This window comes from Sphingomonas sp., from assembly GCF_036269755.1.
Classification (GTDB): Bacteria; Pseudomonadota; Alphaproteobacteria; order Sphingomonadales; family Sphingomonadaceae; genus Sphingomonas.
Genome location: NZ_DATBDV010000015.1, coordinates 1 through 25,024 on the forward strand (window position 1 = coordinate 1; position 25,024 = coordinate 25,024).

Sequence of the window (25,024 nt, forward strand, 5' to 3'; positions counted from 1 at the left end):
CGAATAGGCCGTGATTGCAATCGACATGGCTGACCCTGAGCACGCCGGGCGACAGGAATTTCGGCAGAAGCAGCCGGCGCCCGCGCACCATCAGGAAATAATGGTCGCTGAGGAAATGAAGCGCGCCATTTGCGACTTCCACGCGTAGCGTGATTCCAAAGCCGCCGCCGACCTGCTCCTCGAGCCCGGTCGGCCCACAGAAGCGCTTGCTCGAGCTGATCACCTGCGGAAAGCCGCTGCGGCGCCCGTAGATGCGCGTCCAGAACTGGCCGGCGAAGGCCGGATCCTCGGTGACGCTGACGCAGGCCGGCACGTCGGCGGCGCGGCAGAGCGGCAGCGGCGCGCCGATCAGCCGGCCGAGCTGCGCGAGCAGCCAGCCGGCGGCGCTGAGCCGGCATTCGACGACCTCGCCGACGTAGACGATGGCCGCACAGCCCGAGACACGCTTGCCGAAGCGAGCGCGCACCGCCCCGGGCAGACGCGCCCAGGCCTCCTCGCCGATCAGCGCGCGGAAGCGCAGGTCGCCAATCTCCGGCCCCGGGCCGGGACGGGCGGCGGGAAAGGGGATGATCTCCGCCTCGCGCCGCCCCTGCTCCGCCATCGTCCGTCTCCGTCTCCGCGCGGCCCTAGCCGCCTTGCCCGTCCTTGCGGCCGAAGCTCAGGAAGTTCGCGACCTTCGCGCCCATCCGCATCAGCGCCATGATCTTGGGCGCCGGCACCGCGATCATCTGGTCGTACCAGTGCTCCACCGTCTCGACGAAGCGCCCCATTTCGGTGAGCCGCTTCATCGCCACCGGGCTGATCCTCGCATCGCCGCGCGCCTCGGCGAGGCAGGCGCGCAGCGCTGCCGCGGCGGGATCGATCTCGCGCTCCTTGCGGCCCTGCGCGATCCGCGTCACCATCTCCCAGAGATCGGTCTCCGCCTCATAATGGTCGCGGCGATCGCCCATCACCGGCACGCGCCGGATCAGCCGCCAGCCGAGCAGCTCCTTCAGGCTGTTCGAGACGTTGGAGCGCGCCATGACCAGGGTTTCGGCGATCTGCTCGGCGGTGAGCGGCCGCTCCGACAGATAGAGCAAAGCCTGGATCTGCGCGACCGAACGGTTGACGCCCCATTGGCTCCCCATGTCGCCCCAGTGGAGCACGAACCTCTCCACGGCGGGAGGCAGCGGCCGGGTTTCCATTATTATTTCTGTCATGACAGAAATATCCGTAATAAACGAATCATTGTCAAGCCGGTTTCGTTCATCACTCTTCAAGGAGCTTCGGCCTAGGGCGCGGCGATGCGTATTCTCGCCCTTGCCTTGCCGCTGCTCCTGTCCGCCTTCCTCGCGCGGACCGCGGTCGACGTCGTCACCCTGCCGGTGCGCGTGGTCGGCGCCGGCGTTAATGCCGTCACCCCCAACCAGGCGAAGGCCGACCAGCGCCGCGGCCGCCAGATCCGCGAGGAGGAGCAGCGCGAGGGCCGGATCGCTCGCCGCTGCGAGCATCATCCCGAACGCGACGAATGCCGCGCCCGCCGCGCCGCGCAGAATGGCGACGATCCGGAGCCCCGCCGCTAACCCCGATCCCTTCTCCCGTTTCGGGGAGAAGGAGGGACCCGCCGCGCAGCGGTGGGAGGATGAGGGCATGTCCTTCCGGGAAACCTCGCACCGAAAAGGGTCCCGGCTCCCGCCGAAAACGGGCGTGCAGGGCACCGCCACCCGCCCCGCCCCTCAAATAAATATTAAGGCGGGTGCGGTAAGGCGCCGCCATGGGTGGCAGCCGCAGGTATCGCAATCCCGCTTTGGCCAGGTCCGAGGGACGAGCGCCCGTCGGGCTGCTGCTGACGCGCGACTTTCGCCGGCTCGAGGACGAGCAGGAGGAGAATGCCGCGCGCGAGCGCAACCGCGCGCTCGATTTCGCCCCCGCCTTCCTTCTCGCCATCCATCTGATCTGCGGCGGCGCGATCCTGCTCGATCTCGCCCTTCGGGGTCCCCTCCCCGCCCTGGTCGCGGCGCCGCTCGGCGTGGTGGCGGCGCTCGATCTCGCCCTCTTCTTCTGGTGCCGCCACCGGCCCGTTTCGAGCCTGGCACCGCACCTCGCCGTCCAGGGTGCGGCGCTGTACGCGATCGGCGCCGGCACGTTGTGGATCGCCGCGGCCGCCTTCGCCCCCTCCGCGGGGGACGCGCTCCTCCCGGGCATCGCCTTTGCCGGCGGCATCCTCGCCATTCCGATCGCCTTCCTCTCCTTCCCCGCTTTGGCCCTCCTCGGCTCGGTCATCTGCGTCGCGGCGATAATGGTGCTCACCGGCGAGCCGGGCGCCACCGCTGCCGCATCCCTGCTCGCCCTCTGTCTCGTCGCCTTCAGCTTTCGGCGGGCCGGCGCCGACGCCGCCCAGCTCCGCCGCCGGATCGAGATCGACTGGTCGGCGCAGCGCGCCTCGCGCTTCATCGAGGAGTTCGAGCAGGCCGGCCGTGGCTGGTTCTGGGAGACCACGGGGCGCGGCGCACTCTCCTACGTCTCCGAGCATCTCGCCGCCTGCCTGCAGACAGCGGCCGACGAATTGATCGGCCGCCCCTTTTCCGAGCTGATCGGCGCCGACGAGGGCGGCGGCTCGGAGCGGACCCTGGGCTTCCACCTCTCCGCCCGCCTGCCCTTCACCGACGTCACCGTCCGCGCCAACACCGCGGCCGAGACCTGGTGGTCGCTGTCGGGCACGCCGAGCTTCGACGAGCATGGCCGCTTCCTCGGCTTCCGCGGCATCGGCACCGATCTCACCCAGCAGCGCCGCTCGGACGAGGAGATCAACCGCCTTGCCAAATATGATTCGCTGACCGGCCTGCCCAACCGCATGCTGATGCGCCGCACGCTCGATGAGGCGCTGCAGAACCAGCAGGGGAGCGCGGCCTGCGCGCTCTTCCTGATCGACCTCGATCGCTTCAAGAACGTCAACGACACGCTCGGCCACCCGATCGGCGATGCCCTGCTCAAGCAGGTCGCCCAGCGCCTCACCTCCGTGGTCGGCGTCAAGGGCCAGATCGGCCGGCTCGGCGGCGACGAGTTCGAGGCGGTGCTGCCCACGCTCCACGACGGCGCCGCGCTGGCCAGCCTCGCCGAGCGGCTGATCCAGCAGATCTCGATGCCTTATTCGATCGAAGGCCACAATATCTCGATCGGTGCCTCGGTCGGGATCGCGATCGCGCCGACCGTCGACACCTGCGCCGACGCCCTGATCCGCAACGCCGATCTCGCCCTCTATTCGGCCAAGGCCGCGGGCCGCGGCACCTTCTGCTTCTTCGCGCCGGAAATGCACAGCGAGGCGCAGGACCGGCAGATCCTCGAGAACGACCTCCGCAAGGCGATCGGCCGCGGCGAGCTCCAGCTCGTCTACCAGCCCGTGGTCAACGCGCAGAGCGAGCAATTGTCGGGCTTCGAGGCGTTGGTGCGCTGGCACCACGCCAGCCGCGGCGTGATATCGCCCAGCATCTTCATTCCGCTCGCCGAGGAGAGCGGCCTGATCCCGCAGATCGGCGAATGGGTGCTGCGCACCGCCTGCCACGAGGCGGCGAAATGGCCCGAGCAGATTCGCGTCGCGGTGAACCTCTCGCCGCTCCAGTTCGTCGATCCGAGCCTGCCGACCATCGTGATGAGCGCGCTCGCCAATTCGCAGATCCAGCCGCGCCAGCTCGAGCTCGAGATCACCGAAGGCGTGTTCCTGGTCGAAAGCGAATCGACCGACGATATGTTCGCCAAGCTGAAATCGCTCGGCGTCCGCCTCGCGCTCGACGATTTCGGCACCGGCTATTCCTCATTGGGCTATTTGAAGAAGGCGCCGTTCGACAAGATCAAGATCGACCAGAGCTTCGTGCGCGGCGCCGCCGTCCCCGGCAACCGCAACGCCGCGATCATCAAGGCGATCGTGACGCTCGCCAACACGCTGTATATGGAAACCACCGCCGAAGGCGTCGAGCATCAGGACGAGGTCGAGCTGATCCGCGAGCTCGGCTGCAGCCACATCCAGGGCTATGTCTACGGCAAGGCGATGCGGTGCGAGGACGTCGTCCTCCAGCTCAATGCCGCGGGCGGTCAGGCCACCGCCAAGGGCTATAAAGCGAGCCGCAGCCCGCGCTCGACGATGCTGCGCACCGCGATGCTCGACCTCGGCATCGCGCAGGGCGAGGTGCGCATCCGCAACATCTCGTCCACCGGCGCGATGATCGACGGAATCGAATTCCCCGGCGACCCGGTCGGCGTCGACGTCCAGCTCGAATTGCTCGAAGGGCAGATGTTCCCGGCGACGGTGCGCTGGGCCAAGGACGGCCGCGCCGGGGTCGAGTTCAGCGAATATTTCAACCTTGAGCGGCTCAACGCCGCGGCGCCCAATCGCGGGCTGCGCAAGGCGGGTTGACCGTTTGCGGCTTCAGCTACGCTGAAGCTCGGGTGCGGCACCAGCCCGCTCCCCCACCCGACCGGCCCAATCAGAATATCGTGTGGGCGGTCGGGTGGGGGGAGCGGGCTGGTGCCGCCTATACGCTGAGCGGATCAAAGGCTCAGCCCGAAGCGCGGTCCGATCCACGTCATCAGCGTGTAGAGCGCGACGGTCAGGGCACAGCCGAGCGCCAGCGCCAGCCAGAAGTTCAAGCCGTGCCGAAGCAGCGCCGGGATCAGCAGAAACATCGGCAACGACGGTAGCACGTACCAAAAGGTCGCGCCGGCATGCGCGGCCATATTCTCCGCATCAGGCTTCTCACCCCACAGCCAGATCATCCCGAGCACCGACACCAACGGCAGCGAAGCGATCAACGCGCCGAACCCGGGGTAGCGCTTGGCCAAGGTCGAGGCGGCCGCGATCAGCACCCCCGATATCCCCGCCTTGAGCATAAGATAGAGCATCGAATCAAATCCACTCTCGTCCGTCGGGCCACGCCATCGGATACATATTGACGTATTGCGCCAGCCTGGGCCGGCCGCTGCGGTTGGCGCTGGCGCCGTGGGGGATTTCGTGGCGCCAGATGACGAGGTCGCCCGCGCCCGCCGGTACCGTCACCGCTTGCCCCGACAGATCGACCTGGCGTGGATCGGCGCCGTCGAGCGACTCGAGCCAGCCCTCCGCGAGCCGATGGTGGAACCCCGGGACGACTTGCAAAGCGCCCTGGTCGGCCGCGGTGTCGGTCAGATAGAGGATCGCCTGAGTCTCGAACGGGATCGGTGGCGCGAGACTGTTGTCCCAATGCAGATGCGGCCCGGGAAATCGGTAGCCGCCGCGCTCGGGTGGGTTGAAGCTCAGCCGGTCGGTCGACGCGATCAGGTCGGCATGGCCGTACAATTCGGCGAACCCCTTCGCGATCCGCGCCGATCGCCGCGGCACGTCCATCGCCGGGTGCTGGAAATGCTGGATCATGATGCCGTTGGTGCGCGGACCGTACCAGCTCGCGGGATGGTCCGGATCGGCATCGATCAGCGCCCATAGATGGTCGGCGATCGCCGCAGCCTCGTCACGCGTGATCGCTTCGCGCAGCACGACGACGCCGTCGCGCTCCCATGCCGCCAGATCGTTCGAAGCGAACACCGGCGGCGCGGCCATCACCGCCGCGCGCCGGGTGACCTCGGCGGCCGGCGGCGGCGCGTCGTCATACCAGGCGTGGTAGCGCGCGATCCGGGCGCGATCGATCGGCCCCGCCGTCGCCGTCACCCAATCCGCGAACTCCGGCCAGTCGGGCTGATCGCGCAACCGAGTCAGCGTCTGTTCGAGCCCCAGCCCGACCGAATCGAGCAACGACCTGAACGGCACGCCGCGCGGGTCGCCCGGATCGGGCCGACCTCGCATCCGCGCCCACAGATCGCGTAGCCCCCGAATCTCGCTCGGTTGAATCGCCGTCTCGCTCATCGTCGCGGACTCGACCACAACCGGTTGATCGGGTCCAGCGCGCCGAAAAAAATTTATGCCGGTTCCGCGTTCGTTCCCTTGCCTTTGGCGAACCCCGCGGAAACCCGCGCGTCGCGGCGAATGGGCCGGTCCGGACCTTCCACGAAACGACTCAAAATAGCGACGAACCGAGTCATTAAAACGTCATTTAGTATATTGCGTCCGGAGGCAGTTGGGCACAATCTGTTGAGGTTCAGTTCGGGGGCGAACCCAAGCACTGGTAGACGATCGGCCGCGACCCCATATCGCGGAAGGCGTCTTCCTGCGCCCGATGCACAGGCTGTGGACTGTTTTTGTTCTTGGCCGGTCGCACCCGGATGGTAGCATGGGGGTTCGCCCCCGAGTCGATACGCAAAGCGGCGTTTAAGGCGCGCTAAGGCAGGGGCGGATGATGGATTTCAGAGACACCGAGGGAACGGGCGAGAACATGGCGACCGACGCGATCGAAGCGACAGCGAGCACCGCCACCACCAAGGCGGCGAGCACCGCCAAAGCGTCCAAGAAGCGCGATTCGAAGGCGATCGTGCCACAGCCTTATGCGCTCGAAGTCGATCATTCGCGCGATTCGCTGCTGACCGATTTCGGCAAGGACACGCTCACCGACCGCTATCTGCTGCCGGGCGAATCGTACCAGGATCTGTTCGTGCGGGTGGCCTCGGCCTATGCCGACGACGCCGCGCACGCGCAGCGCATCTACGACTATATCTCGCGGCTGTGGTTCATGCCGGCGACCCCGGTATTGTCGAACGGCGGCACCGGGCGGGGCTTGCCGATCTCGTGCTTCCTCAATTCGGTCCCCGACAGCCTCAACGGCATCGTCGATACGTGGAACGAGAATGTCTGGCTGGCCTCGCGCGGCGGCGGGATCGGCACCTATTGGGGCAACGTCCGCGGCATCGGCGAGCCGGTCGGATTGAACGGCAAGACCAGCGGGATCATCCCGTTCGTGCGCGTGATGGACAGCCTGACGCTGGCGATCAGCCAGGGCAGCTTGCGCCGCGGATCGGCGGCTTGCTACCTCGACATCTCGCATCCCGAGATCGAGGAATTCCTCGAGATCAGAAAGCCTTCCGGCGACTTCAACAGAAAGGCTCTCAACCTCCACCACGGCGTGCTGATCCCCGACGCGTTCATGGAAGCCGTGCGTGAGGGCGAGGAATGGACGCTGCGCAGCCCTAAAGACGGGTCGGAGCGCGGCAAGGTCGATGCCCGCGCGCTGTTCCAGAAGCTGGTCGAAACTCGGCTGTCCACCGGCGAGCCGTACATCATCTTCGCCGACCACGTGAACTCGACGATGCCCAAGCATCACCGCGAGCTCGGTCTCAAGGTCTCGACCTCGAACCTCTGCTCCGAAATCACGCTGCCGACCGGCACCGACCATCTCGGCCAGGAGCGCACCGCGGTATGCTGCCTCTCCAGCCTCAACCTCGAAGCCTGGGACCAGTGGAACAAGGAAGAGGGCTTTATCGAGGACGTGATGCGCTTCCTAGACAACGTGCTGCAGGATTATATCGACCGCGCCGAGCCGGGGATGGAGCGCGCCGCTTACTCGGCGATGCGCGAGCGGTCGGTCGGGCTGGGCGTGATGGGCTTCCACTCGTTCCTGCAAGCGCGCGGGCTGGCATTCGAGGGCGCGATGGCGAAGTCGTGGAACCTCAAGATGTTCAAGCACATCAAGGGCCAGGCCGACGCCGCGTCGATGGCGCTCGCGGTCGAGCGCGGCCCCTGCCCCGACGCCGCCGACATGGGCGTGATGGAGCGCTTCAGCTGCAAGATGGCGATCGCGCCGACCGCGAGCATCAGCATCATCTGCGGCGGCACCAGCGCGTGCATCGAGCCGGTCCCGGCCAACATCTACACGCACAAGACGCTGTCGGGATCGACCTCGGTCAAGAACCCGCACCTCGAAAAGATCCTGATCGAGAAGGCCAAGAACTCGGACGCGGTGTGGAGCTCAATCCTCGAGCGCGGCGGCTCGGTCCAGCACCTCGACTTCCTCACCCAGGAGGAAAAGGACTGCTACAAGACCAGCTTCGAGATCGACCAGCGCTGGCTGCTCGAACTCCAGGGCGACCGCACGCCGTACGTCGACCAGTCGACCAGCCTCAATCTGTTCATCCCCGCCGATGTCGAGAAGTGGGACTTGCTGATGCTCCACTTCCGCGCGTGGGAATTGGGCATCAAGTCGCTTTACTACCTGCGCTCGAAATCGGTCCAGCGCGCGGGCTTCGCCGGCGGGGTCGAGGCCGACAACACGATCGAAGCGCCGCGGTTCGAGCTGGCCGAGACGACCGATTATGACGAGTGCCTGGCTTGTCAGTGAGGTGCGGGCGCACCCGGATTGCGTGAGCAATCCGGGAGACGCCACGGCGGGTAGCGGTGCCGCGCAGCGGCTCCGTCTGACGGCGTGGCGCGGAAGGCCGGTGGGGACCGGCTGAGGAGAGAATGAAGAACGTTGACAGCCCATCGAACGAAGCCCCGGTCCGCCTCGCGGCGGCCGGGGCTCGCTCAACCGTCGCGCGGACGCTCCGCGCGCGGGCTATCGACTCACGCCCCCGCTTCTTCCTCGAAGGTCACCGCGACGTCGGCGTTGGCGCTCAGCCGCACCTTGTCGCCCTCGACGTCGGCGACCAGCCCGGTCGAGATGTAGTGGTGGTGCCCGGCATGGCTGCCCTGCCCTTCGTTGATATCGGCGGCCGAATCCTTCTTGGTCAGCTTGATGCGGTCGCCCTCGACATGGTCGACGGTGCCGACATGGACGCCGTCGGCGCCGATGACTTCCATATGTTCCTTGATCTGGCTGATGTCGGCCATGCGCGTGCTCCTATGGGGTTGATGGTTCCGCTTGCGAAACGCGCGAAAGCCGAGTTGGTCGCATGACTCGTGCGCCGATCATCATGGGCACCGTCGCCGCCGTCGCAGCGCTGGGCGGGGCCGGCGTGCTGGTCGGCATCCGCGGGTCGAGCGAAGGCGCGGTCTATGCCCGCCGCATTGGTGCTACGATGCTGCTCATGCTCGCGCTGATCCTCGGCGGTTTCGCGACCGCGATGGCGAGTTGGGGGGCGGCATGAGCGAAGCAATTCCCGGTAAGCCCCCGTTGATCGCCAACATTCTGGTGATGCTCGGTGCGGTATTGGGCGCTACCTATCTGGTGGTCAGCTATATGGCGCGGGATGGGCAGCCACCCCATTGGGCCAAAGCGATCATCCCCGCCATGCTCACCGCGCTGGGGATTTCGTATCTTTTGTGGCCGCGCATGGCCGGGCCGCTGCTCGGAAAGCGGCTGATTTTCCCGCGCCTGCTGGGCGCGTTCTTACTCTTGGTCGCTATTGTCGGTATTGTTAGTTTTCTAGGTCCGAAAGGCTAAACCCCCCATGTCCCTTCTCGAAGCCCGCAAGCAGTACAAGCCGTTCGAATACCCCTGGGCGTTCGAGTTCTGGAAGCGTCAGCAACAGCTCCACTGGCTGCCCGAGGAAGTGCCGCTGGGAGAGGATTGCCGCGACTGGGCGCAAAAGCTGTCCGATCACGAGCGCAACCTGCTGACCCAGATCTTCCGCTTCTTCACCCAGGCCGATGTCGAGGTGCAGGATTGCTATCACGACAAATACGGCCGCGTGTTCAAGCCGACCGAGATCAAGATGATGCTGACCGCGTTCAGCAACATGGAAACGGTCCACATCGCCGCGTACAGCCACTTGCTCGACACGATCGGCATGCCCGAAAGCGAATACGGCATGTTCCTCGAATATGGGGAAATGAAGGACAAGCACGATTACCTGCAGCAATTCGGCGTCGACACCGACCAGGACATTGCGCGCACGCTGGCGATGTTCGGCGGCTTCACCGAGGGCGTGCAATTGTTCGCCAGCTTCGCGATGCTGATGAACTTCCCGCGCTTCAACAAGATGAAGGGCATGGGCCAGATCGTGTCATGGTCGGTGCGCGACGAAAGCCTGCATTGCGAAGGCATCATCCGGCTGTTCCACGCCTTCGTGAAGGAACGCGACTGCCTGACCAAGGCGGTCAAGGACGACATCGCCGATCAGTGCCAAACCACCGTCCGGCTCGAGGACGCGTTCATCGACCTCGCGTTCGAACAGGGCCCGGTCAACGGCATGGCGCCAAAGGACATCAAGAAATACGTCCGCTACATCGCCGACTGGCGGCTGGGGCAATTGGGCATGAAGCCGATCTACATGATCGACGAACACCCCCTCCCTTGGCTCAGCCCGCTGCTCAACGGGGTGGAGCACGCCAACTTCTTCGAACAACGCGCGACCGAATATTCGAAGGCCGCGACGCGCGGGCAGTGGAACGACGTTTGGGATTCGTTCGACAAGCGGCAGAAGGCGAAGGCTGGGCCGGCGGCGAATGAGGATGCCGCGGGGGATGGCGAGAGCGGGGATATGTTTGGCGAGGCGGGCATGGCGGCGGAATAGGACGATCGGCAGTTGCCCGACTTACCCTCAGCGAGCGAACTAACAAAACTGGTCGGCCTCTTGGCGCCCGGATTAATAATTATTGCTATCCGGTCTCGCTTTCGTAGCGGAGATGTGGCCGATCTGAAGGACAAGTTGCTCGCGTATGGGGTAGCCTCTTCGGCATATTACGCAGCCGCATACCCAATTTTCCATGCCCATAACGGTGTGATATTGTGGGACTGGCAATGGCAGCTTTTACAATATTTTATTATGCCGTGCTTAGTCGGAGTTGCTGTAGTATTTTTAGATCAGAGCGATTTATTTTATAGAATATGCAAATTAGCTGGCCTTAGAGTTAGTCATCATATTCCGGCTGCTTGGGATTACGCGTTCTCGCGTGTTGTAAAGGGAACATTTGTGCTTGTCAGACTGACCGATGGGACGCTTTATGCCGGAATAATGGGGCGGCAGTCGTTTGCTTCTACTGCAGCATCTGAAAGAGATGTCTTGATTGAACAAGTTTGGTCGATCGAGGAAAAAGGCCCTTGGAAGGTTAAAGAACCAAAAAGATCTGTCCTATTGTGCGGTAGAGACATAAGGTGGGTGGAGTTTTTTGACAGGAGTTAGACATGGGAAGAGACCGGTCTGTGGATTGGGAGAACCTGCAAAAGGGGCATATCCCGTTGGAGATTCCCACAGAAGAAGTTCGGGGTGGTTATCAGCCGGAAACAAGCGAGGTGGGATCTCCGCCGACCGGCGGCGGTGGGGGAAAAGAGCCCGAAAAGTCATCCGAATAGAAGCTCTTTAGTCGTTTTTTCGGGGTTGCGAGTTCAGATCAACCTGGAGCCTTACGATGGAAATTGATGTCGCTGGCGGCGCACTTGCGCGCATATGGGAGCAATTAAATACCAATCATCGCCCGGGGCGCTCGGACGGAGAACGGACCGCGCACGTTGATATTATTAGCGACGGCTGGGGCGTGTCCTGCGACATTCAAGACGTTTTGTGGGAAACAGATGATCGGGCCGATATGCTAGCAAGGCATAACGACGATTTTGAATGTCTTCTCGCTCCCTACAATCTGCATTTTGAGTCGCGCTATCGTGGCCCGGTGAGCAAACTAAGTGAAGTTTGGGGTCACAAGGCGATGCGTGCATCTGATATCGCTATGTACATCATGGAAATTGAGCGCCTTGGCTTCTCCGTAGACGCCGAGCCCCTTGTCGCCAGCCTCCGCCCAACATTAATCCGGCAAAAATTTCTAACGAACAGCGAGCTTTCAGTCGTTTGGTATAAAAAGCAGCGTCATCGCTGCGAGCCCATAATTCTGCGCGTAGAAGGCGGTAATCCGATTTCATCGGAGGCGATCACCACACAAAGCGGCTATAAGGCTATCGCGCTGCTCGACGAGAAACGTCAACCGGTAGTGCTTCGGGTCGAGGCGTTAAAAGCTCGCAAAGGCTTTCCATTAAAATATTGGATCGCAGGCGAATTAAACCGAGCGGGTTCTCACGCTGAGTTCGACGCCGGGTCCACAGAATAATCATCCCAATATAATGACGGCGCGGAGTAAATCCGCGCCTTCGGCCGGGTTCGGCGTGGCCGACCCGCCGGCAGGGCTCGGCGCCGCGACGCCGAATAGCGGCGCTATTCGACTGCGCCGAGCGCGCCTTCGGCCGGGTTCGGCTTTGCCGGCCCGCCGGCAGCGGTGCGCGCTGCTGCGCGAAATAGCGTTCGCTATTTCTCGGCGCGCACCCTACGTGCTTCGCCATCGCGTCCCCGCCACCAGCATCGGCGCGACTGAGAGTCGTCATGCTCCCGCTATGCAAGGAGCCTGATTACGATGATGCCGATCAACGTCCCCGCCACCAACGGCCACGACAGCTGGAGCACCCCCGGCACCTCGCGCGCGATCAACGTCACCACCGCGCGCGCCGACGTCGAGGCGCTGTGCGCCAAGCACAAGACCAGCATCAGCGCGATCGAGACGCTGCCCAACGGCGCCGGCACGCGCGTGGTGATGACCAACCCCGACGACGCCGCGACGATGCGCAAGGCGTTCGGCAAGGCGGTGATCGAGGGCAAGGTCGAGCGCGAGCACTGGGCGGCCGCCAGAAAATAGCGGCGCTATTTTCGGATTCAGCGGCCAACCCGGCCGGCGGGTGGCGAAGCTACCCGTCCGACGACGCGGCTTTGCCGCGGCGGGACCCTTCGGGGAATTAGGTACGGTGACAGTTTACTAAATGCACTCAATCCAGCGGCGGATACCGCCGCCGCGTGTGCAGCACCGTCAGCACGTCGATCTCGGCCTCCGACGCGACTTCATACACAATCAGATACGGCAGCCCGACCACCGAAAACTCGCGCGTGCCATCGACCGCGCCGCTCCGCCCCAGCATCGGAAACTGCCCGAACATCATCGCGGTCTGGACGATCCGAGCGACAACGCGATCGGCGGCCTGCTCATCGTCTTCGGCAATCCAGTCGCGGATCGACCTCAGGTCGTCCTGCGCCTGCGGCGTGAAGCTAACGCGCAAGCTTCAGCGCATCGAGCACCTGATCGGCGGGGATCATCGCCGAGCGATCCTTGGCTTGCGCCAGACCGCGCTCGACCTTGGCGCGCTTCCACGCAGCATAGCCGGGTTCTTGCGCCGCCGTATCGGCTTCGACCTTCTCGTCGGTGATGGCCGTGTGCTTCATGGTCTTTGATATATAGTTGATTGCCATCTTCGCAAAGTGCGAACGTCCAAGGGAGCTGGCGCGGAGTAAATCCGCGCCTTCGGCCGGGCTGGGCTGCGCCCACCCGCCGGCAGTGCTTTGGGCTCGGCGCTTGCGCCGACCGCGGATTAGCTCCGCTGATCCGCTGCCCAAAGCATTTTCCTACACGAACCTTTTTGGTTATATGGCTTGGCTCCTTCAACCCCGATAGGAGTTATGTATGCGCCACAGACCTGCCAAAGAAATGTCGCTCGAGGAGTTCGACGATTGGGTGGCCGCGACCAAGCGGCATGAGGCGATCGCGGAGGCGGCCGACGAGGAGGGCGGGCCGAGCCTCTCGCTCGTGCCGATCACCGATCGCCAGGAAGTCTGGCCCACCGATTTGCTGGCGCCCGCTGCGGCGGCGGCGAATGTCGAGCGCGAGACCACCGACGCCGCCGCCGATCCCGATCCCGCGGACGCCGCGCAAGGTGCCACCGAGCCGGTTGCCGCCACGCCGTTCGACGGCGTCGAGCTGGACGACAGCCGCAACCGGCTCGCGGGGTGGAGCGCCGTCCGCCAGCGTTACTTCCTCGCCAATCTGGCGGAGACCGGGTCGGTTCATCTCGCCAGCGCCACCGCGCGGCTTTCCGCGCGCTCGGCATATCGGCTGCGGATGCGTTCGCCGGCCTTTGCCGCTGCGTGGGACACCGCGGAACAGCTCGCGGTCGGGCGGCTGTCGGCGCTCGCGTTCGACCGCGCGATCCACGGCCGCACCGAACAGGTCTGGCATCGCGGCGAGCTGATGATCGAGAAGCGCCTGCCCAGCGACAAGCTGCTGATGTGGCTGCTGGCCCGGCTCGATCCCCGCCGCTACGCCGCCCCATCGGAACAGCGCGGCAGCGACGGCGCCGATCCCCAGGCCGCCGCGCGCGAGGGGTTTGCCGGGCAACTCGACGAACTGGCCGACTTGCCGGGGTGAAAGGGCTCGCGGGGAACGCCCATGGTCACTGCGAACATTGGGAACATTCGGCCGAACCGCCGAGCGAATAGCGCCGCTATTCGCTACGCGCGGCCGGCCCGGCCGGCGAGCGCAGCTCGTCCGACGACGCGGCTTCGCCGCGGCGGGGCAGCGTTTTCCAGGAACGCCTCCACTATCGCCACCGTGCCCGTATGGATAAGGCGCGGAGTAAATCCGCGCCTTCGGCCGGACCGGCTGCGCCGTCCGCCGGCAGGGTCGGCTCCGAGGGGCGGAATAACCCGGTTATTCCGGCCCGGAGCTCGACATGTACACCATCGCCCTCCTCGCAGTCTCCAACTGCTTCATGACCACCGCCTGGTACTGGCACCTCAAAGGCGGGATGACCAAGCCGATCTGGATCGTGATCGCGATCAGCTGGGGGATCGCGTTGTTCGAATATTGCCTCGCGGTGCCGGCCAACCGGATCGGCTATGCCAGCGGGTGGAGCGGCGGACAGCTCAAGATCACGCAGGAAGTGATCACGCTGTTGGTGTTCGCGATCTTCATGGTGACGGTGCTGGGGGAACCGATCGGCTGGCGGTACGTCGGCGCGTTCGCGTGCATGGTGGGGGCGGTGGCGTTCGTGTTCGTGGGGAGGTGAGCGGATCAGTCCCGCCAATCGGCGTCTCGCACCGACCCGCTGGCGACGGACGAGCGCAGCTCGATCCGGCCGAAGGCGCAGATTTACTCTGCGCTTACCGCATTAGCCAATACGGCGAGATCGGCCTTGTCGACCGCCACCCCCGTCGCGTCGGTGTCCGCCGCCGCAACATTGTTCGCCGCCGGATCGGGCACGTTGGCCTCCGCGACGTCGTACGCCGTCCAGATGATCCCGCCCGCCCAGAACAAGGCGGCCCAGCGGCTGCGGAAGATCTTCGACGAGAACATGGCGACATCTATGTGCACGGCAGTGTTAACGCCTGTGCTGCGGATGCGGTTAACGGCGGGATTGCCGCCCGCCGCGCATCGGCATAGCATCCGGGCAAACCACAGGGAGAGCGCGCGTGAGCAGGACGATATCGGCGATCATGTTGGTGGCGGCGGCGGGACTGCTGACCGCGGCGGTGCAGAAACGGCGCGCGGACGCCGACGACCTGATCGCGGCGCGGCAGGCGGCGATGGCGCTGTCGGGGGCGACCTTCGGCGGGATGAAGGCGGCGATCGACGGCGGCGGCGACGTCACCAAGCTGGGCTTTTCGGCGAGGGCGCTCGCCGCCTGGGGGCACGCGCTGCCCGGGCTGTTCCCGGCGGGGAGCGACGGCGGCACGACCAAGGCGCTTCCGAGCGTGTGGAGCGACCGCGCCGGGTTCGAGAAAGCGGCGGCGAATTACGAGGCCGCGGCGCGCACGCTCGGCGACCTCGCCAAAGCGGGCGACAAGCCGGGGATCGCGGCGCAATGGGCGGTGGTGCGCGGCACGTGCTCGGCATGCCACGACGGATACCGCCAGCCGGATCGGAAATGACGAAGCGGCTGGCGCTCGCCGCGCTGATGATCGCGGCGCCGGCGCTCGCGCAGACTCGGCCGCTGCCCGCGCCGGTGCCCCCGCCTGCGAGCCCGGAGGCCGAGGCGCTGGGGCGGCAGCTCGCCGCGAACGGCGCGTTTGCCACGATAATCGGCGCGATGTCGGCGCGCGAGATCGGCGAACTCGCCGACCAGCACCCCGGACTCGACGCGGCCGCCAGGGCGCGCTTGCGGGCCAGCGCCGCCGCGACGCTCGCGCGAGTCGAGGACCGGATCTACACCGTGATCGCGCGGCAATATGCGGCGACCATGTCGATCGAGGACATGCGCGCCACCGCCGCATTCCTCGCGACCCCCTCGGCCAAGGCGTGGCGCGCGGCCGAGCCGGGGGCGATGATGGCGGTTGCCGGGGCGCTCGACGGGTTCGACTTCAAGAAACAGGCATGGACCGACTATTGCGCGACGCCCGGCGCCGCCTGCAAACCGGCCAAGCCGAAGTAACCGTTCCGGAGGCGATAACCCCCGGTTCGCGCCGATTCGGGCCGGCTCGTTGACGTATTGCTTACCGTCGGCGGGCAGACTCGCCCGATGCAGGACGGCAACACATGGCGCCAGTTGGGTGCGGTGCTCGGCGGCGGTGCGCTCGCCGGGCTGGCGGCGGCGTGGCTCAGCGTCGGCCACAACCCCGGCGCGGCGAGCGCGGCGGGGCCTGCGCCGGTCGTGGCGCACTTCTCGCTGTGCCACACCGGCGGCGGGACCAATTGCGTGGTCGACGGCGACACCTTCTGGATCCAGGGCGAAAAGGTCCGAGTCGCCGATATCGACGCGCCCGAGACTCACCCGTCGCGCTGCGCCCATGAAGCTGATCTCGGCGACCGGGCGACGCTCCGGCTGCAGGAGCTGCTCAACGCTGGCCCGGTTACGCTGGCGCCCGCCGACCGCGACACCGACCGCTATGGACGACTGCTCCGAATCGTCGAGCGCGACGGGCAATCGCTCGGCGAGCAACTGGTCGGCGAGCGACTGGCGCGGCGCTGGACCGGGCGCCGCCTGCCATGGTGCGACGCCGCCGACGTGTCGTAAATTTACAAGCCTTCGCCGCGCGTTGGCTTCATGGTCGCGCTTCGGCGCCGACCGCAACCCTAGTGGCGGCCGGGCGACGCGCGGGCGGCCCCGGGGGGAGCCGCCCGCGCCTTCTTCGCTCAGCGCGGCATCGCCTTCCCGCTGATCTCCCCGTCGGGGAATTTGTCGGTGTGGACGTTGAGCACGATCCGCCCGCCGCGCAGTCCGTTGACGAACTCCTCGAACGTCGTGCCGGTGTTTACCAGCTTGGCGCCCGCGTCGTAATCGTAGTCGCGCATCGTGACGTGGAAGCCGTTTTCGGTGGCACGGTAATCGGACCCATAGGGCAATGGCAGCACCAGCTCGACATCGTCGGGACCGCGATATTCGTGGAAATGCACCGGCCCGATCGGCTTGGCGACCAGCGCGTCGGCGAGCTGGTCGAGCGTCACGCCGGTGACGTCAAGATCGACCGACACGCGCTTCGATCGGGTATCGACCTTGATCGTCGCGGTGCCGCGCGCCGGCGACCCCGTGATCGTCGGCGCCGCGGTGCCGGTCAGTGTCGCGCGGAATGTCAGCATCTTGGCGAAGACCGGGCTGGCGATCGCGATGGCTGCAATCGCGGCGATCGGGAACAAACGGACCATCGAGTTTCCTCTGAATCGGACGTGAAGGTGGATCGGTTAGCCGATATCACCTGTCGTCAGCATGAAGGAAACGCCTTTGCAACAGGCGGCAGCGCGATTGCCGGTCACTTGGGGTTTGCCGCCGGGGCCGGCTTGAGATTGATCGAACGGATTCGCCACGTCTTGTCCTCGGCGGTCGCTCCGTCGATGTCGGCGGTTCGGTGAAGAACGACTTGCCCCCGCAAATCGGCCGGCGCCCCGGTCTTGAGCCGCGCATGGACTTGAACCGGCACGGAGACGTAGCGCTGACCGGCGCCGGCATCTTCGCGTCCCGGCGCACCGACAGCGGCCTGATAGTCACGGTATTTCGCGAAGCTCGCTTCGAAAGCGGTGACCGACATCCCGCTCGCCGCCCCGCGCCCCGCCCAGAGAAGCCAGGCTTGGCTATACTTACCGCCTTCGATCATCGCGTAATAACTCTGGACGACCTTTGCCGCGCCCTGCGGACTGTCGGGGACGACCGGCTGTTCGGCGACCGACGTCCCCTCGTCGGGCAACCCTCTAGGCTGGTTTGGCTCAGCGGGCGACGGCGCAGGGCTGGGCGTGACGGTGGGGACCTGTGGCGTCGCAGAGCTTGCGGCAGCAAGGTGGGTGTCGCCTTGAGCCGTGCCGGCAGCACCGCTGGTGCCGGTGGCACCGCTGCTCGCTGACGGCTGCTGCGCGCAGGCGGCTAGCATCACCATCGAAAGGAGCAGAATCATGCGCATGTCAGGAACCTCGCTGAACACCCTCCTCCCTCACCGCGACGTTCCGGCGGAGCCTCACGGCGCGCCGTAGTTCGCGAACCGATCGTTGCCCGCAAAGCCCAGCCGAGTCACGCCCGCGCGCTTGATCGTCGCGAGCACGCGGTCGAACGTCTCGTAGCGCGCCTCGGCGTCGGCATTGACCGTCAGCAGCGCCTGATGGTCGCCGACCAGCGGCTCGAGCTGCGCGGTCAGCCTGGCTTCGTCGGTCGCGGCGCCGTCGAACGTCAGTGCCCCCGACGCCGCGATATCGAGCCGGTGCATTTTCTCCGGAGCAGTCGATTGCAATGGCTCACCGACAGGCAGATCGATCGTCACCTTGTGAGTCATCGTCGGGATCGTGAGGATCATCATGATCAGCAGAACGAGCATGACGTCGATCAACGGCGTGATGTTGATCGTCGCGATCGGTTCGGATTGCACGCGTGAAACCATCGCATCCTCCTCTTATCGTCATGTAATAACGTATCACACCCGAGGAAAGACGCAAGTGTCGATGCAGCTACCCGTGCGTGGTCGCTACGCCACTGCCGCGGTCAGCAGTTTTCGTACTTCCAGTTGAGCTTCTTGCCCGCGCGAAGCTGCTCGACGGTCGTGGCCACGCGCTTTGCGCGAGTCTCATCGCGCTTCGCGCCGGCGACCCATTCGCAATATTCGCGACGACAGCTCGGCGAAAACGCCTCCCAAATCGCCTTCGCCGCATCGTCACCGGCGAGCGCTTCGGCGAGCGCGGCAGGCACTTCGGCTTCCGGCTTGGCCTGCCGCGCCGCGCGCTTGGGCCGATCGTCGCGCTCGGCATAGGCAACCGCCTGGCGGATCTGCGCCTCGAACGTCGCGTCGTCGGGCAAGTCGGCAATCGATGTCAGCTTGCCGTACAAGCCCATCCCATCGCGGCCCCTCGCCGCGACGTCGGCGAATTCCCCGGCGGAAAGCAAGGCGCTCCGATCCCAGAACCCGAAGCTCGCATGCGCCTTGAACGCCGCCATGTTGGCGAGCGGCCGCCCGCGATACAGGAATGCGGGCATGCTCCACTTGATCGACTCCTCGACCTCGGGGCAGGCGGCGTGGAGCCGGGCGCGGATATGGTCGAGGATGGGTCGCGCGAATTCGGGCTTGCCCGCGATATAGGCGTCGATGCGCGGATCGGTGGACATGGCGGTTCCCCCCTCGAAGCCGCCAGTCTATCGAAGCTCGCCGGGCACGGTCAACGCCTCAGGGGTTGAGCGCCTCATCGTCGGCGTCGCTAAGATCGTCATCCTCGACATCATCGTCGTCGAGGCTGTCCTGCACTTCGTCCTCGTCGATATCGTCCTCGTCCTGGTCGGCATCGTCGTCTTCCTCGCCGACGTCGCTATCCTTCATTTCGATGTCGTCGTCCTCGGGATCGTCGCCGAGATCGGGCTGGAGGTCGGTAATCAGCGTGCCGTCGGTCGGGCCGTCGCGAGTCGCCTCGAGAATTTCGGCGCGCTGGCTCTCGTCATAGCCTTCCTCGTCATAGCCGTCGTCGCCTGGCCCCAGCCCCGGCACCTGATAACCGCCCATGCTTCGTCTCCCGTAATGATCGACAAACGAACGGCGCAACGGGCACGGCGGTTCCCGCGCGTGCGACGAAAGCTCAGGTCGGCCGGAACAGCCGCCCGCGCTCGACGATCGCCGCCAAGGTCAGCGCGACCAGCCCGGCGGCGAGGAAGCCCGAATGAAGCGGCGTCGTCGTGCCGTCGAACGACGTCCCGATCACCCCGCCGATCAGCGCGCCGCCGGTGGTGATCACGAACCCCTGCAGGCTCGACGCTGTCCCGGCGATCGCACCCATGTTGGCCATCGCCATCGCCGAGCAGTTCGACGCGGCGAGCCCGAAGCACATCATCGTCACCGCCTGCAGCACGACGAACGTCCACAGGCTTTCCAAGCCGAGATGCTCGATCAGCAAACTCGACGATGCCGCGACGATCAGCACCAGCATCGCGCCGTGCGAGATGCGCCGCATCCCCAGCCACATTACGATCCGCGAGTTGAGCAGATTGCCGACCATCATCGTTCCCGCGCACAAGGCGAAGACGAGGCCGAGGCGGTGCGGCTGATGGAACACATCGGCGACGATCGGCTGGATGCTGGTGATGTAGCCGAACAGCGCGCCCTGCAGCCCGATCACCGCCGCGGCGTATCCGACCGACTGACGGTCGGCGAGCGTGAAGCGCCAGTTGGCGACCAGCCGCCGCCATTCGAGCGGGACGCGGTTCTCGGCCGCCAGCGTTTCGGGCATGCGCAGAATGAACCAGCCGGCGATCAGCGTGCTGACCACCGCGATCATGTTGAAGATCAGCCGCCACGATCCGAACGCGAGGATCGCCTGCCCGATGCTCGGGGCGATGATCGGGAACACCATGAAGGTCATCACCGCGAGGCTGGTGACTCGCGCCATCGCGCGCCCCGAATAGCAATCGCGGATCAGCGCGATCGTCACCACCCGCGTCGCGGCGATGCCGAGCCCGGCGCAGACTCGCGCGGTCAACAGCATGTCGAGGCTGCTCGCGGCGGCGCACGCCAGGTTCATCACGACGTACCAGGCGAGAGCGCCGATCAGCACCGGGCGGCGGCCAAAACGGTCGGCGAGCGGGCCGTGCGCCAATTGCGCGACGCCGAACCCGGTCGAGAACATCACGATGACGAGCGGCAAGTCGCGCGCGGTCGCGCCGAGATCGCGCCCGACATCGGGCAGCGCGGGAAGCATCGTGTCGATGCCGAGCGCGCCGACCGCCATCAACGCCGCGATCAGCGCGACGAATTCGACGAACCGGATCGGCGACGACGGCGCGTCGCGCGGGGAAAGCTCGGCCTGCTGCATTCGGCCCCCATGCCCGACACGGCGAGTGAGGTCAGCCCCGAAAATGGGCGCGGGAGCCGCGGCGGCATCCACGCGTTACGCCCCGACCAATCCAAGGGAAAATAGGATGAGCATTTTCGGCGCGATCAAGAACGCGATCTTCGGGTCGGGAACCCCGACACCCCGGCCAGCGCCGGCACCCGCCCCGGCCCCGACGCCAACGCCGGCCCCGGCACCGCAAGCGGCGCCTGCACTAGCCCCGACACCTGCCCCCGCTCCCGCCCCCGCGCCTGCCAAACTCAGCGAGGACGAAATCTACGCGGTGCTCGAAAAGCATGCGCAGGCGCGCGGCGAGCAGCTCAACTACAAGACCTCGATCGTCGATCTGATGAAGGCGATCGGGCAGGATTCGAGCCTTGAGGCGCGCAAGCAGCTCGCCGGCGAGCTCGGCTATACCGGCGACACCAACGACAGCGCGGCGATGAACGTGTGGCTGCACCAGAAGACGATGGAGCGGCTGATGAACGGTTGAGCGTATCGCTTGACCCGATGATGGCGGGCTCCTAGCGTGTTGCCGAGATAAATCACCTGGAGCCTGCCATGATCCGCTTCGCGCTACTCGCAAGCGCCGCGCTCGCGCTTGGCGCCTGCAGCGACAAGGACGGCGACAATAGCGGCAACGGCACCGCGATCAGCATCAGCGGCAATACGTCCGACGGGACTGCGAGCGGAACGATCAAGGACGGCAACCTCAAGATCGACGCGGGCGGGTTCAAGGCCGACCTGAAAATCCCCAAATTCACCGTCGATGCGAAGGATTTCGATCTCAACGGCGTGCATCTTTATCCGGGGTCGACGATCACCTCGCTCAACGTCGAAAACGCCGATGACGACGACGGCAACAAGAATCGCGGTCGAGTCGTCGTCGCGTTCACCAGCCCGGCCAGCGCCGCGACGGTGCGCGAGTGGCTCAAGCCGCGCCTCGACAAAGCCGGCTTCAAACTGGCGCCCGACGGCAACGGCTTGGTCGGGAAGACCAACGACGATGCCGATTTCACGATGAAGCTCGCTGACGATGGCGCGAATAAGTCGCAGGGGACGATCGACATGGGCGCCGTGGCGTCGGACGACTAACCACCCTGTTCGCGCGGCGCTTTAGGGTTTATCCTGGATCTTTCGCACAAGAGATTTTCGGATACCAGCCATGCTCGACACCCCTTCCGCCCAAGTCCCCGCGCTCAGCCTTGCGGATGAGGCGCGCGATCCCGACGCATTCGCCGCGGCGTTCGGCGGGTCGTTCGAACGGTTCGGCTTCGCGGTCATCGCCGACCATGGCATTTCGCCGGAACTGATCGCCCGCGCCTGGAAGCTGACCGAAGAATTCTTCGCGCTGCCGGTCGAGGAAAAGCAGAGCTATTACGATGCCGCACTCGGCGGCCAGCGCGGCTACACGCCGTTCAAGACCGAGATCGCCAAGGACGCCAAGCACGTCGACCTGAAGGAATTCTGGCATGTCGGCCGCGATCTGCCCGAGGGGCATCCGGCGGCGAAGGACATGATGCCCAATGTCTGGCCGTCGCGGCCCGCCGAGTTCAAGGAAGCGCTGACCGATCTGTGGAATGCGTTCGACCGCGCCGGGCTTCGCCTGCTGTCGGCGATCGCGCGGCATCTCAAGCTCGACCCATCCTATTTCGACACCGTGGTTGATCACGGCAACTCAATCCTGCGGCTGCTCCATTATCCGCCGATCCCCGCCGATGCCGAGGGCGTCCGCGCCGGCGCGCACGAGGACATCAACCTGATCACTTTGCTGCTCGGCGCCGAGGAAGCCGGCTTGCAACTGCTCGACCGTAACGGCGAATGGCTGGCGATCCACCCGCCCGAGGGTGCGCTGGTCGTCAATGTCGGCGACATGCTGCAACGGCTGACCAACAACGTGCTGCCCTCGACCACGCACCGCGTCGTCAATCCGCCGCCCGAGCGCCGCGGATTCTCGCGTTACTCGATGCCGTTCTTCCTCCACCCCAATCCGGAATTCCTGATCGAGACGCTGCCGAGCTGCATTTCGACGGACAACCCCAACTATTATCCGACCCCGATCACGTCGCACGACTATCTGCACGAACGGCTGGTCGAAATCGGACTGGTGAAAGCCTGAGCGATTCATGCTATGGACGCGAGGCAGCGGGAGGGTTCGATGCGTCGCGCGACGATCAGTATTTGCTTGGGGCTAGGCGGGCTGATGCTCGCCACCATCGCCGATGCGCGGCCCGGGATCGACATGCAGCTCCAGGGCAACACGGCGATTCGCCAGACCGATCGCGCCGGCATGCCGCAGGCCGGGCTGATGCGCCGCTGGGCCGGGGTCGCGCGCTGCGTCATCGGGCGCGATCGCAACGCCAGCCTGATGCTGGTCCGTGCCCAACTCGGTTCCGACGACGCCTATGCCGCCGCGCGCCGGCTCGATCCGATCTTCGCGGGCTGTCTCGCCGGTTCGGGCGTCCCCGGCCCTTCCAGCGCGGTGCTTCGGCGCGCGGCGCTGGCTGGCGCGCTTGGGATCGCGCTGCCGCGCGCCTGACATAGACAATCGCTCGCTCGCTTCGTAGGCGGCGGGCGATGACCGCCGATCCTCTTCGCGTCGCCTTGGCCGGCCTCGGCACCGTCGGTGGCGGGGTCGTTCGGCTGCTCGACGCCAATCGCGAGCTGATCGAACGCCGCGCAGGCCGAGCGATCGAGATCGTCGCGGTGTCGGCGCGCGACCGCTCCAAGGACCGCGGCGTCGATATCGCGCGCTTCGCCTGGGTCGACGACACCGCGCGGCTTGCCGGGCATCCCGACATCGACGTCGTCGTCGAACTGATCGGCGGATCGGACGGGCCCGCGCTGGCGCTGGCGCGCGCTACGCTGGAGGCGGGCAAGAGCCTCATCACCGCCAACAAGGCGTTGCTTGCGCATCATGGACTCGAACTCGCCGAGGCCGCCGAAGCGGCCGGCGTCGCGCTCAAATTCGAAGCTGCGGTCGCGGGCGGCGTGCCGGTGATCAAGGGCTTGCGCGACGGCGCCGCCGCCAACCGCATCGACCGGGTTTATGGCATCCTCAACGGCACCTGCAATTTCATCCTGACCAAGATGGAGGCCGAGGGCCGCGACTTCGCCGATGTGCTGGCCGAAGCGCAGGCGCTGGGTTTCGCCGAGGCCGACCCGAGCTTCGATATCGACGGCGTCGATGCCGCGCACAAGCTGTCGATCCTCGCCAGCCTGTCGTTCGGCACGCGCCCCGCGTTCGCCGACGTCCAGTCCAGCGGCATTCGCCAAATCCTCGCCGCCGACATCGCCGAGGCGGCGGCGCTCGGGTATCGCGTGCGGCTGGTCGGCGTGGCGGAGGCCGGTCCCAATGGCCTGTTCCAGCGAGTCCACCCGCACCTCGTCGCCGCCGACGATCCGCTCGCACACGTATCGGGCGCGCTCAATGCCGTCGTCGCAGAGGGCAATTTCGTCGGGCGGCTGCTGTTCCAGGGCGCCGGTGCAGGCGACGGACCGACCGCGAGCGCCGTCGTGGCCGACCTGATCGACATCGCGCGCGGCGAGTTCGGCCCGCCCTACGCCATGCCCGCCGCCAGCCTGTCGGCGCTCGCCCCCGCCGACAGCGGCGAGCGGCGCGGTCGCGCGTATTTGCGCTTCATGGTCGCGGACAAGGTTGGGGTGCTCGCGGAGATCGCGGCGGCCATGCGCGACGCCGGGGTGTCGATCGAAAGCCTAATGCAGCGCGGTGCCAATGGCGACGGCAGCGTATTGGTCGCGATCGTCACGCACGAAGGACCCGAACGCGCGGTCGCGCACGCGCTCGACAAATTGCGCGGATCGTCGAGCCTGGCCGGCGATCCGCTATGGATGCACATCCTCTAATCGCCGCCAAGCATCGCTCGCCACGTATCCTCGGGATCCTCGTCCGATCGCAGGATGGTGTGCCGCGCCGACAGGCAACGCTGCGCGCCGACCACGTCACACTTGCTGCCATCGTCGCGGAGCGCGCGATCCTTGGCCGATGCATCGTCGTCGCTCGACCCCGGCAAGCGATAGCGCGCCGCGCATCGCCCGGTGCAGCGTTCGGGCTTGGGCGGGGGTGGCAAAGTATACGCGAGCGACTGCCCTGCGGCGGTACTCAGTAACGCGACCAACGGCATGAACATCGGACGA

34 protein-coding genes are annotated in these 25,024 nt (G+C 65.9%); 19 read left to right on the forward strand and 15 right to left on the reverse strand.

Annotation, left to right across the window (positions count from 1 at the left end):
* Both VH326_RS10330 and VH326_RS10335 read right to left on the reverse strand, forming a co-directional pair.
* A partial coding sequence (locus VH326_RS10330; protein WP_329631740.1) for a DUF4166 domain-containing protein occupies positions 1-601 on the reverse strand: 601 nt, incomplete at its 3' end.
* 25 nt (positions 602-626) lie between these two features.
* Positions 627-1,199, reverse strand: a complete 573-nt coding sequence (locus tag VH326_RS10335) for a GbsR/MarR family transcriptional regulator (protein ID WP_329631741.1) — start codon at positions 1,197-1,199, stop codon at positions 627-629.
* An 84-nt stretch (positions 1,200-1,283) separates the two neighbouring features.
* Between VH326_RS10335 and VH326_RS10340 the strand changes: the two genes are divergently transcribed.
* Positions 1,284-1,562 carry a hypothetical protein gene (locus tag VH326_RS10340; RefSeq protein ID WP_329631742.1) on the forward strand — a complete coding sequence of 93 codons (279 nt, stop codon included), beginning with the start codon at positions 1,284-1,286 and terminating at the stop codon, positions 1,560-1,562.
* A 191-nt stretch (positions 1,563-1,753) separates the two neighbouring features.
* Entirely contained in the window at positions 1,754-4,390 is a 2,637-nt protein-coding gene (locus VH326_RS10345; RefSeq protein WP_329631743.1) for an EAL domain-containing protein, read from the forward strand.
* 134 nt (positions 4,391-4,524) lie between these two features.
* Here VH326_RS10345 and VH326_RS10350 read toward each other — a convergent pair whose 3' ends face one another.
* Positions 4,525-4,875, reverse strand: coding sequence for a DUF3147 family protein (locus VH326_RS10350; RefSeq protein ID WP_329631744.1), 351 nt, complete (start codon positions 4,873-4,875; stop codon positions 4,525-4,527).
* A gap of 4 nt (positions 4,876-4,879) precedes the next feature.
* On the reverse strand, positions 4,880-5,869 hold the full coding sequence (locus tag VH326_RS10355; RefSeq protein WP_329631745.1) for a phytanoyl-CoA dioxygenase family protein: 990 nt from the start codon (positions 5,867-5,869) through the stop codon (positions 4,880-4,882).
* A 430-nt stretch (positions 5,870-6,299) separates the two neighbouring features.
* Between VH326_RS10355 and VH326_RS10360 the strand changes: the two genes are divergently transcribed.
* Positions 6,300-8,231, forward strand: a complete 1,932-nt coding sequence (locus VH326_RS10360) for a ribonucleoside-diphosphate reductase subunit alpha (protein WP_329631746.1) — start codon at positions 6,300-6,302, stop codon at positions 8,229-8,231.
* A gap of 224 nt (positions 8,232-8,455) precedes the next feature.
* Here VH326_RS10360 and VH326_RS10365 read toward each other — a convergent pair whose 3' ends face one another.
* On the reverse strand, positions 8,456-8,722 hold the full coding sequence (locus VH326_RS10365; protein ID WP_329631747.1) for a DUF2171 domain-containing protein: 267 nt from the start codon (positions 8,720-8,722) through the stop codon (positions 8,456-8,458).
* 62 nt (positions 8,723-8,784) lie between these two features.
* Between VH326_RS10365 and VH326_RS10370 the strand changes: the two genes are divergently transcribed.
* The 6 genes from VH326_RS10370 (at position 8,785) to VH326_RS10395 (ending at position 12,451) form a co-directional block, all read left to right on the forward strand.
* Complete coding sequence (locus VH326_RS10370) at positions 8,785-8,979, forward strand: hypothetical protein (RefSeq protein WP_329631748.1); 195 nt, start codon at positions 8,785-8,787, stop codon at positions 8,977-8,979.
* Positions 8,976-9,275, forward strand: coding sequence for a hypothetical protein (locus VH326_RS10375; RefSeq protein ID WP_329631749.1), 300 nt, complete (start codon positions 8,976-8,978; stop codon positions 9,273-9,275). Before VH326_RS10370 ends, VH326_RS10375 begins: the two co-directional genes overlap by 4 nt.
* 7 nt (positions 9,276-9,282) lie before the next feature.
* Entirely contained in the window at positions 9,283-10,347 is a 1,065-nt protein-coding gene (locus VH326_RS10380; protein ID WP_329631750.1) for a ribonucleotide-diphosphate reductase subunit beta, read from the forward strand.
* Between the two features lie 12 nt (positions 10,348-10,359).
* Positions 10,360-10,956: a DUF6338 family protein gene (locus tag VH326_RS10385; protein ID WP_329631751.1), complete on the forward strand. Its 597-nt coding sequence runs from the start codon at positions 10,360-10,362 to the stop codon at positions 10,954-10,956.
* Positions 10,957-11,182: 226 nt separating this feature from the next.
* Positions 11,183-11,872 carry a hypothetical protein gene (locus VH326_RS10390; RefSeq protein ID WP_329631752.1) on the forward strand — a complete coding sequence of 230 codons (690 nt, stop codon included), beginning with the start codon at positions 11,183-11,185 and terminating at the stop codon, positions 11,870-11,872.
* Positions 11,873-12,172: 300 nt separating this feature from the next.
* Positions 12,173-12,451, forward strand: coding sequence for a hypothetical protein (locus tag VH326_RS10395; protein ID WP_329631753.1), 279 nt, complete (start codon positions 12,173-12,175; stop codon positions 12,449-12,451).
* Positions 12,452-12,578: 127 nt separating this feature from the next.
* Here the strand turns inward: VH326_RS10395 and VH326_RS10400 are convergent, their stop codons facing one another.
* Positions 12,579-12,866: a type II toxin-antitoxin system RelE/ParE family toxin gene (locus VH326_RS10400; protein WP_329631754.1), complete on the reverse strand. Its 288-nt coding sequence runs from the start codon at positions 12,864-12,866 to the stop codon at positions 12,579-12,581.
* Positions 12,856-13,029 carry a hypothetical protein gene (locus tag VH326_RS10405; RefSeq protein ID WP_329631755.1) on the reverse strand — a complete coding sequence of 58 codons (174 nt, stop codon included), beginning with the start codon at positions 13,027-13,029 and terminating at the stop codon, positions 12,856-12,858. The genes VH326_RS10400 and VH326_RS10405 overlap by 11 nt, the downstream gene beginning before the upstream one ends.
* 238 nt (positions 13,030-13,267) lie before the next feature.
* Between VH326_RS10405 and VH326_RS10410 the strand changes: the two genes are divergently transcribed.
* A complete protein-coding gene (locus VH326_RS10410; RefSeq protein WP_329631756.1) occupies positions 13,268-14,008 on the forward strand; it encodes a hypothetical protein in 741 nt (246 codons plus the stop codon).
* Positions 14,009-14,312: 304 nt separating this feature from the next.
* Complete coding sequence (locus VH326_RS10415; RefSeq protein ID WP_329631757.1) at positions 14,313-14,648, forward strand: DMT family protein; 336 nt, start codon at positions 14,313-14,315, stop codon at positions 14,646-14,648.
* A gap of 83 nt (positions 14,649-14,731) precedes the next feature.
* Here the strand turns inward: VH326_RS10415 and VH326_RS10420 are convergent, their stop codons facing one another.
* Positions 14,732-14,935 carry a hypothetical protein gene (locus VH326_RS10420; protein ID WP_329631758.1) on the reverse strand — a complete coding sequence of 68 codons (204 nt, stop codon included), beginning with the start codon at positions 14,933-14,935 and terminating at the stop codon, positions 14,732-14,734.
* 116 nt (positions 14,936-15,051) lie between these two features.
* On the opposite strand from VH326_RS10420, the gene VH326_RS10425 reads away from it, so the two are divergent.
* The 3 genes from VH326_RS10425 (at position 15,052) to VH326_RS10435 (ending at position 16,592) form a co-directional block, all read left to right on the forward strand.
* On the forward strand, positions 15,052-15,510 hold the full coding sequence (locus VH326_RS10425; RefSeq protein ID WP_329631759.1) for a cytochrome c: 459 nt from the start codon (positions 15,052-15,054) through the stop codon (positions 15,508-15,510).
* Complete coding sequence (locus VH326_RS10430) at positions 15,507-16,010, forward strand: hypothetical protein (protein ID WP_329631760.1); 504 nt, start codon at positions 15,507-15,509, stop codon at positions 16,008-16,010. Before VH326_RS10425 ends, VH326_RS10430 begins: the two co-directional genes overlap by 4 nt.
* 87 nt (positions 16,011-16,097) lie before the next feature.
* A complete protein-coding gene (locus VH326_RS10435) occupies positions 16,098-16,592 on the forward strand; it encodes a thermonuclease family protein (RefSeq protein WP_329631761.1) in 495 nt (164 codons plus the stop codon).
* A 119-nt stretch (positions 16,593-16,711) separates the two neighbouring features.
* On the opposite strand, the gene VH326_RS10440 is transcribed toward VH326_RS10435, so the two are convergent.
* From VH326_RS10440 to VH326_RS10465, 6 genes are all read right to left on the reverse strand, one after another.
* Positions 16,712-17,221 (reverse strand): CHRD domain-containing protein, encoded by a 510-nt coding sequence (locus VH326_RS10440; RefSeq protein WP_329631762.1) that lies wholly within the window; start codon positions 17,219-17,221, stop codon positions 16,712-16,714.
* 104 nt (positions 17,222-17,325) lie between these two features.
* Positions 17,326-17,961: a hypothetical protein gene (locus VH326_RS10445; protein ID WP_329631763.1), complete on the reverse strand. Its 636-nt coding sequence runs from the start codon at positions 17,959-17,961 to the stop codon at positions 17,326-17,328.
* Between the two features lie 60 nt (positions 17,962-18,021).
* Positions 18,022-18,438: a biopolymer transporter ExbD gene (locus tag VH326_RS10450; protein WP_329631764.1), complete on the reverse strand. Its 417-nt coding sequence runs from the start codon at positions 18,436-18,438 to the stop codon at positions 18,022-18,024.
* Between the two features lie 101 nt (positions 18,439-18,539).
* Positions 18,540-19,157 carry a YdeI/OmpD-associated family protein gene (locus VH326_RS10455; protein WP_329631765.1) on the reverse strand — a complete coding sequence of 206 codons (618 nt, stop codon included), beginning with the start codon at positions 19,155-19,157 and terminating at the stop codon, positions 18,540-18,542.
* A gap of 58 nt (positions 19,158-19,215) precedes the next feature.
* Positions 19,216-19,545 carry a DNA primase gene (locus VH326_RS10460; protein ID WP_329631766.1) on the reverse strand — a complete coding sequence of 110 codons (330 nt, stop codon included), beginning with the start codon at positions 19,543-19,545 and terminating at the stop codon, positions 19,216-19,218.
* A gap of 73 nt (positions 19,546-19,618) precedes the next feature.
* On the reverse strand, positions 19,619-20,848 hold the full coding sequence (locus tag VH326_RS10465) for a multidrug effflux MFS transporter (protein WP_329631767.1): 1,230 nt from the start codon (positions 20,846-20,848) through the stop codon (positions 19,619-19,621).
* Between the two features lie 106 nt (positions 20,849-20,954).
* On the opposite strand from VH326_RS10465, the gene VH326_RS10470 reads away from it, so the two are divergent.
* From VH326_RS10470 to VH326_RS10490, 5 genes are all read left to right on the forward strand, one after another.
* Positions 20,955-21,359, forward strand: a complete 405-nt coding sequence (locus tag VH326_RS10470) for a DUF3597 domain-containing protein (protein WP_329631768.1) — start codon at positions 20,955-20,957, stop codon at positions 21,357-21,359.
* Between the two features lie 68 nt (positions 21,360-21,427).
* Positions 21,428-21,961, forward strand: a complete 534-nt coding sequence (locus tag VH326_RS10475) for a hypothetical protein (protein WP_329631769.1) — start codon at positions 21,428-21,430, stop codon at positions 21,959-21,961.
* A gap of 70 nt (positions 21,962-22,031) precedes the next feature.
* The gene (locus tag VH326_RS10480) at positions 22,032-22,985 is read left to right on the forward strand and encodes an isopenicillin N synthase family dioxygenase (protein ID WP_329631770.1); all 954 of its coding nucleotides are present in this window, start codon (positions 22,032-22,034) and stop codon (positions 22,983-22,985) included.
* Positions 22,986-23,069: 84 nt separating this feature from the next.
* Entirely contained in the window at positions 23,070-23,405 is a 336-nt protein-coding gene (locus VH326_RS10485; protein WP_329631771.1) for a hypothetical protein, read from the forward strand.
* A 38-nt stretch (positions 23,406-23,443) separates the two neighbouring features.
* The gene (locus tag VH326_RS10490) at positions 23,444-24,733 is read left to right on the forward strand and encodes a homoserine dehydrogenase (protein WP_329631772.1); all 1,290 of its coding nucleotides are present in this window, start codon (positions 23,444-23,446) and stop codon (positions 24,731-24,733) included.
* On the opposite strand, the gene VH326_RS10495 is transcribed toward VH326_RS10490, so the two are convergent.
* Positions 24,730-25,017, reverse strand: coding sequence for a hypothetical protein (locus VH326_RS10495; protein WP_329631773.1), 288 nt, complete (start codon positions 25,015-25,017; stop codon positions 24,730-24,732). The genes VH326_RS10490 and VH326_RS10495 overlap by 4 nt on opposite strands.
* Between the last annotated feature and the right edge of the window lie 7 nt (positions 25,018-25,024).

Coding starts and splice junctions, on each gene's coding strand:
- VH326_RS10440 (WP_329631762.1), bottom strand. CDS start 17,221: ATGGTCCGTTTGTTCCCGATCGCCGCGATTGCAGCCATCGCGATCGCC.
- VH326_RS10475 (WP_329631769.1), top strand. CDS start 21,428: ATGATCCGCTTCGCGCTACTCGCAAGCGCCGCGCTCGCGCTTGGCGCC.
- VH326_RS10335 (WP_329631741.1), bottom strand. CDS start 1,199: ATGACAGAAATAATAATGGAAACCCGGCCGCTGCCTCCCGCCGTGGAG.
- VH326_RS10350 (WP_329631744.1), bottom strand. CDS start 4,875: ATGCTCTATCTTATGCTCAAGGCGGGGATATCGGGGGTGCTGATCGCG.
- VH326_RS10395 (WP_329631753.1), top strand. CDS start 12,173: ATGATGCCGATCAACGTCCCCGCCACCAACGGCCACGACAGCTGGAGC.
- VH326_RS10470 (WP_329631768.1), top strand. CDS start 20,955: ATGAGCATTTTCGGCGCGATCAAGAACGCGATCTTCGGGTCGGGAACC.
- VH326_RS10450 (WP_329631764.1), bottom strand. CDS start 18,438: ATGGTTTCACGCGTGCAATCCGAACCGATCGCGACGATCAACATCACG.
- VH326_RS10355 (WP_329631745.1), bottom strand. CDS start 5,869: ATGAGCGAGACGGCGATTCAACCGAGCGAGATTCGGGGGCTACGCGAT.
- VH326_RS10445 (WP_329631763.1), bottom strand. CDS start 17,961: ATGATTCTGCTCCTTTCGATGGTGATGCTAGCCGCCTGCGCGCAGCAG.
- VH326_RS10370 (WP_329631748.1), top strand. CDS start 8,785: ATGACTCGTGCGCCGATCATCATGGGCACCGTCGCCGCCGTCGCAGCG.
- VH326_RS10420 (WP_329631758.1), bottom strand. CDS start 14,935: ATGTTCTCGTCGAAGATCTTCCGCAGCCGCTGGGCCGCCTTGTTCTGG.
- VH326_RS10410 (WP_329631756.1), top strand. CDS start 13,268: ATGCGCCACAGACCTGCCAAAGAAATGTCGCTCGAGGAGTTCGACGAT.
- VH326_RS10465 (WP_329631767.1), bottom strand. CDS start 20,848: ATGCAGCAGGCCGAGCTTTCCCCGCGCGACGCGCCGTCGTCGCCGATC.
- VH326_RS10490 (WP_329631772.1), top strand. CDS start 23,444: ATGACCGCCGATCCTCTTCGCGTCGCCTTGGCCGGCCTCGGCACCGTC.
- VH326_RS10495 (WP_329631773.1), bottom strand. CDS start 25,017: ATGTTCATGCCGTTGGTCGCGTTACTGAGTACCGCCGCAGGGCAGTCG.
- VH326_RS10365 (WP_329631747.1), bottom strand. CDS start 8,722: ATGGCCGACATCAGCCAGATCAAGGAACATATGGAAGTCATCGGCGCC.
- VH326_RS10480 (WP_329631770.1), top strand. CDS start 22,032: ATGCTCGACACCCCTTCCGCCCAAGTCCCCGCGCTCAGCCTTGCGGAT.
- VH326_RS10485 (WP_329631771.1), top strand. CDS start 23,070: ATGCTCGCCACCATCGCCGATGCGCGGCCCGGGATCGACATGCAGCTC.
- VH326_RS10405 (WP_329631755.1), bottom strand. CDS start 13,029: ATGAAGCACACGGCCATCACCGACGAGAAGGTCGAAGCCGATACGGCG.
- VH326_RS10435 (WP_329631761.1), top strand. CDS start 16,098: ATGCAGGACGGCAACACATGGCGCCAGTTGGGTGCGGTGCTCGGCGGC.
- VH326_RS10345 (WP_329631743.1), top strand. CDS start 1,754: ATGGGTGGCAGCCGCAGGTATCGCAATCCCGCTTTGGCCAGGTCCGAG.
- VH326_RS10390 (WP_329631752.1), top strand. CDS start 11,183: ATGGAAATTGATGTCGCTGGCGGCGCACTTGCGCGCATATGGGAGCAA.
- VH326_RS10460 (WP_329631766.1), bottom strand. CDS start 19,545: ATGGGCGGTTATCAGGTGCCGGGGCTGGGGCCAGGCGACGACGGCTAT.
- VH326_RS10340 (WP_329631742.1), top strand. CDS start 1,284: ATGCGTATTCTCGCCCTTGCCTTGCCGCTGCTCCTGTCCGCCTTCCTC.
- VH326_RS10430 (WP_329631760.1), top strand. CDS start 15,507: ATGACGAAGCGGCTGGCGCTCGCCGCGCTGATGATCGCGGCGCCGGCG.
- VH326_RS10415 (WP_329631757.1), top strand. CDS start 14,313: ATGTACACCATCGCCCTCCTCGCAGTCTCCAACTGCTTCATGACCACC.
- VH326_RS10455 (WP_329631765.1), bottom strand. CDS start 19,157: ATGTCCACCGATCCGCGCATCGACGCCTATATCGCGGGCAAGCCCGAA.
- VH326_RS10375 (WP_329631749.1), top strand. CDS start 8,976: ATGAGCGAAGCAATTCCCGGTAAGCCCCCGTTGATCGCCAACATTCTG.
- VH326_RS10380 (WP_329631750.1), top strand. CDS start 9,283: ATGTCCCTTCTCGAAGCCCGCAAGCAGTACAAGCCGTTCGAATACCCC.
- VH326_RS10360 (WP_329631746.1), top strand. CDS start 6,300: ATGGATTTCAGAGACACCGAGGGAACGGGCGAGAACATGGCGACCGAC.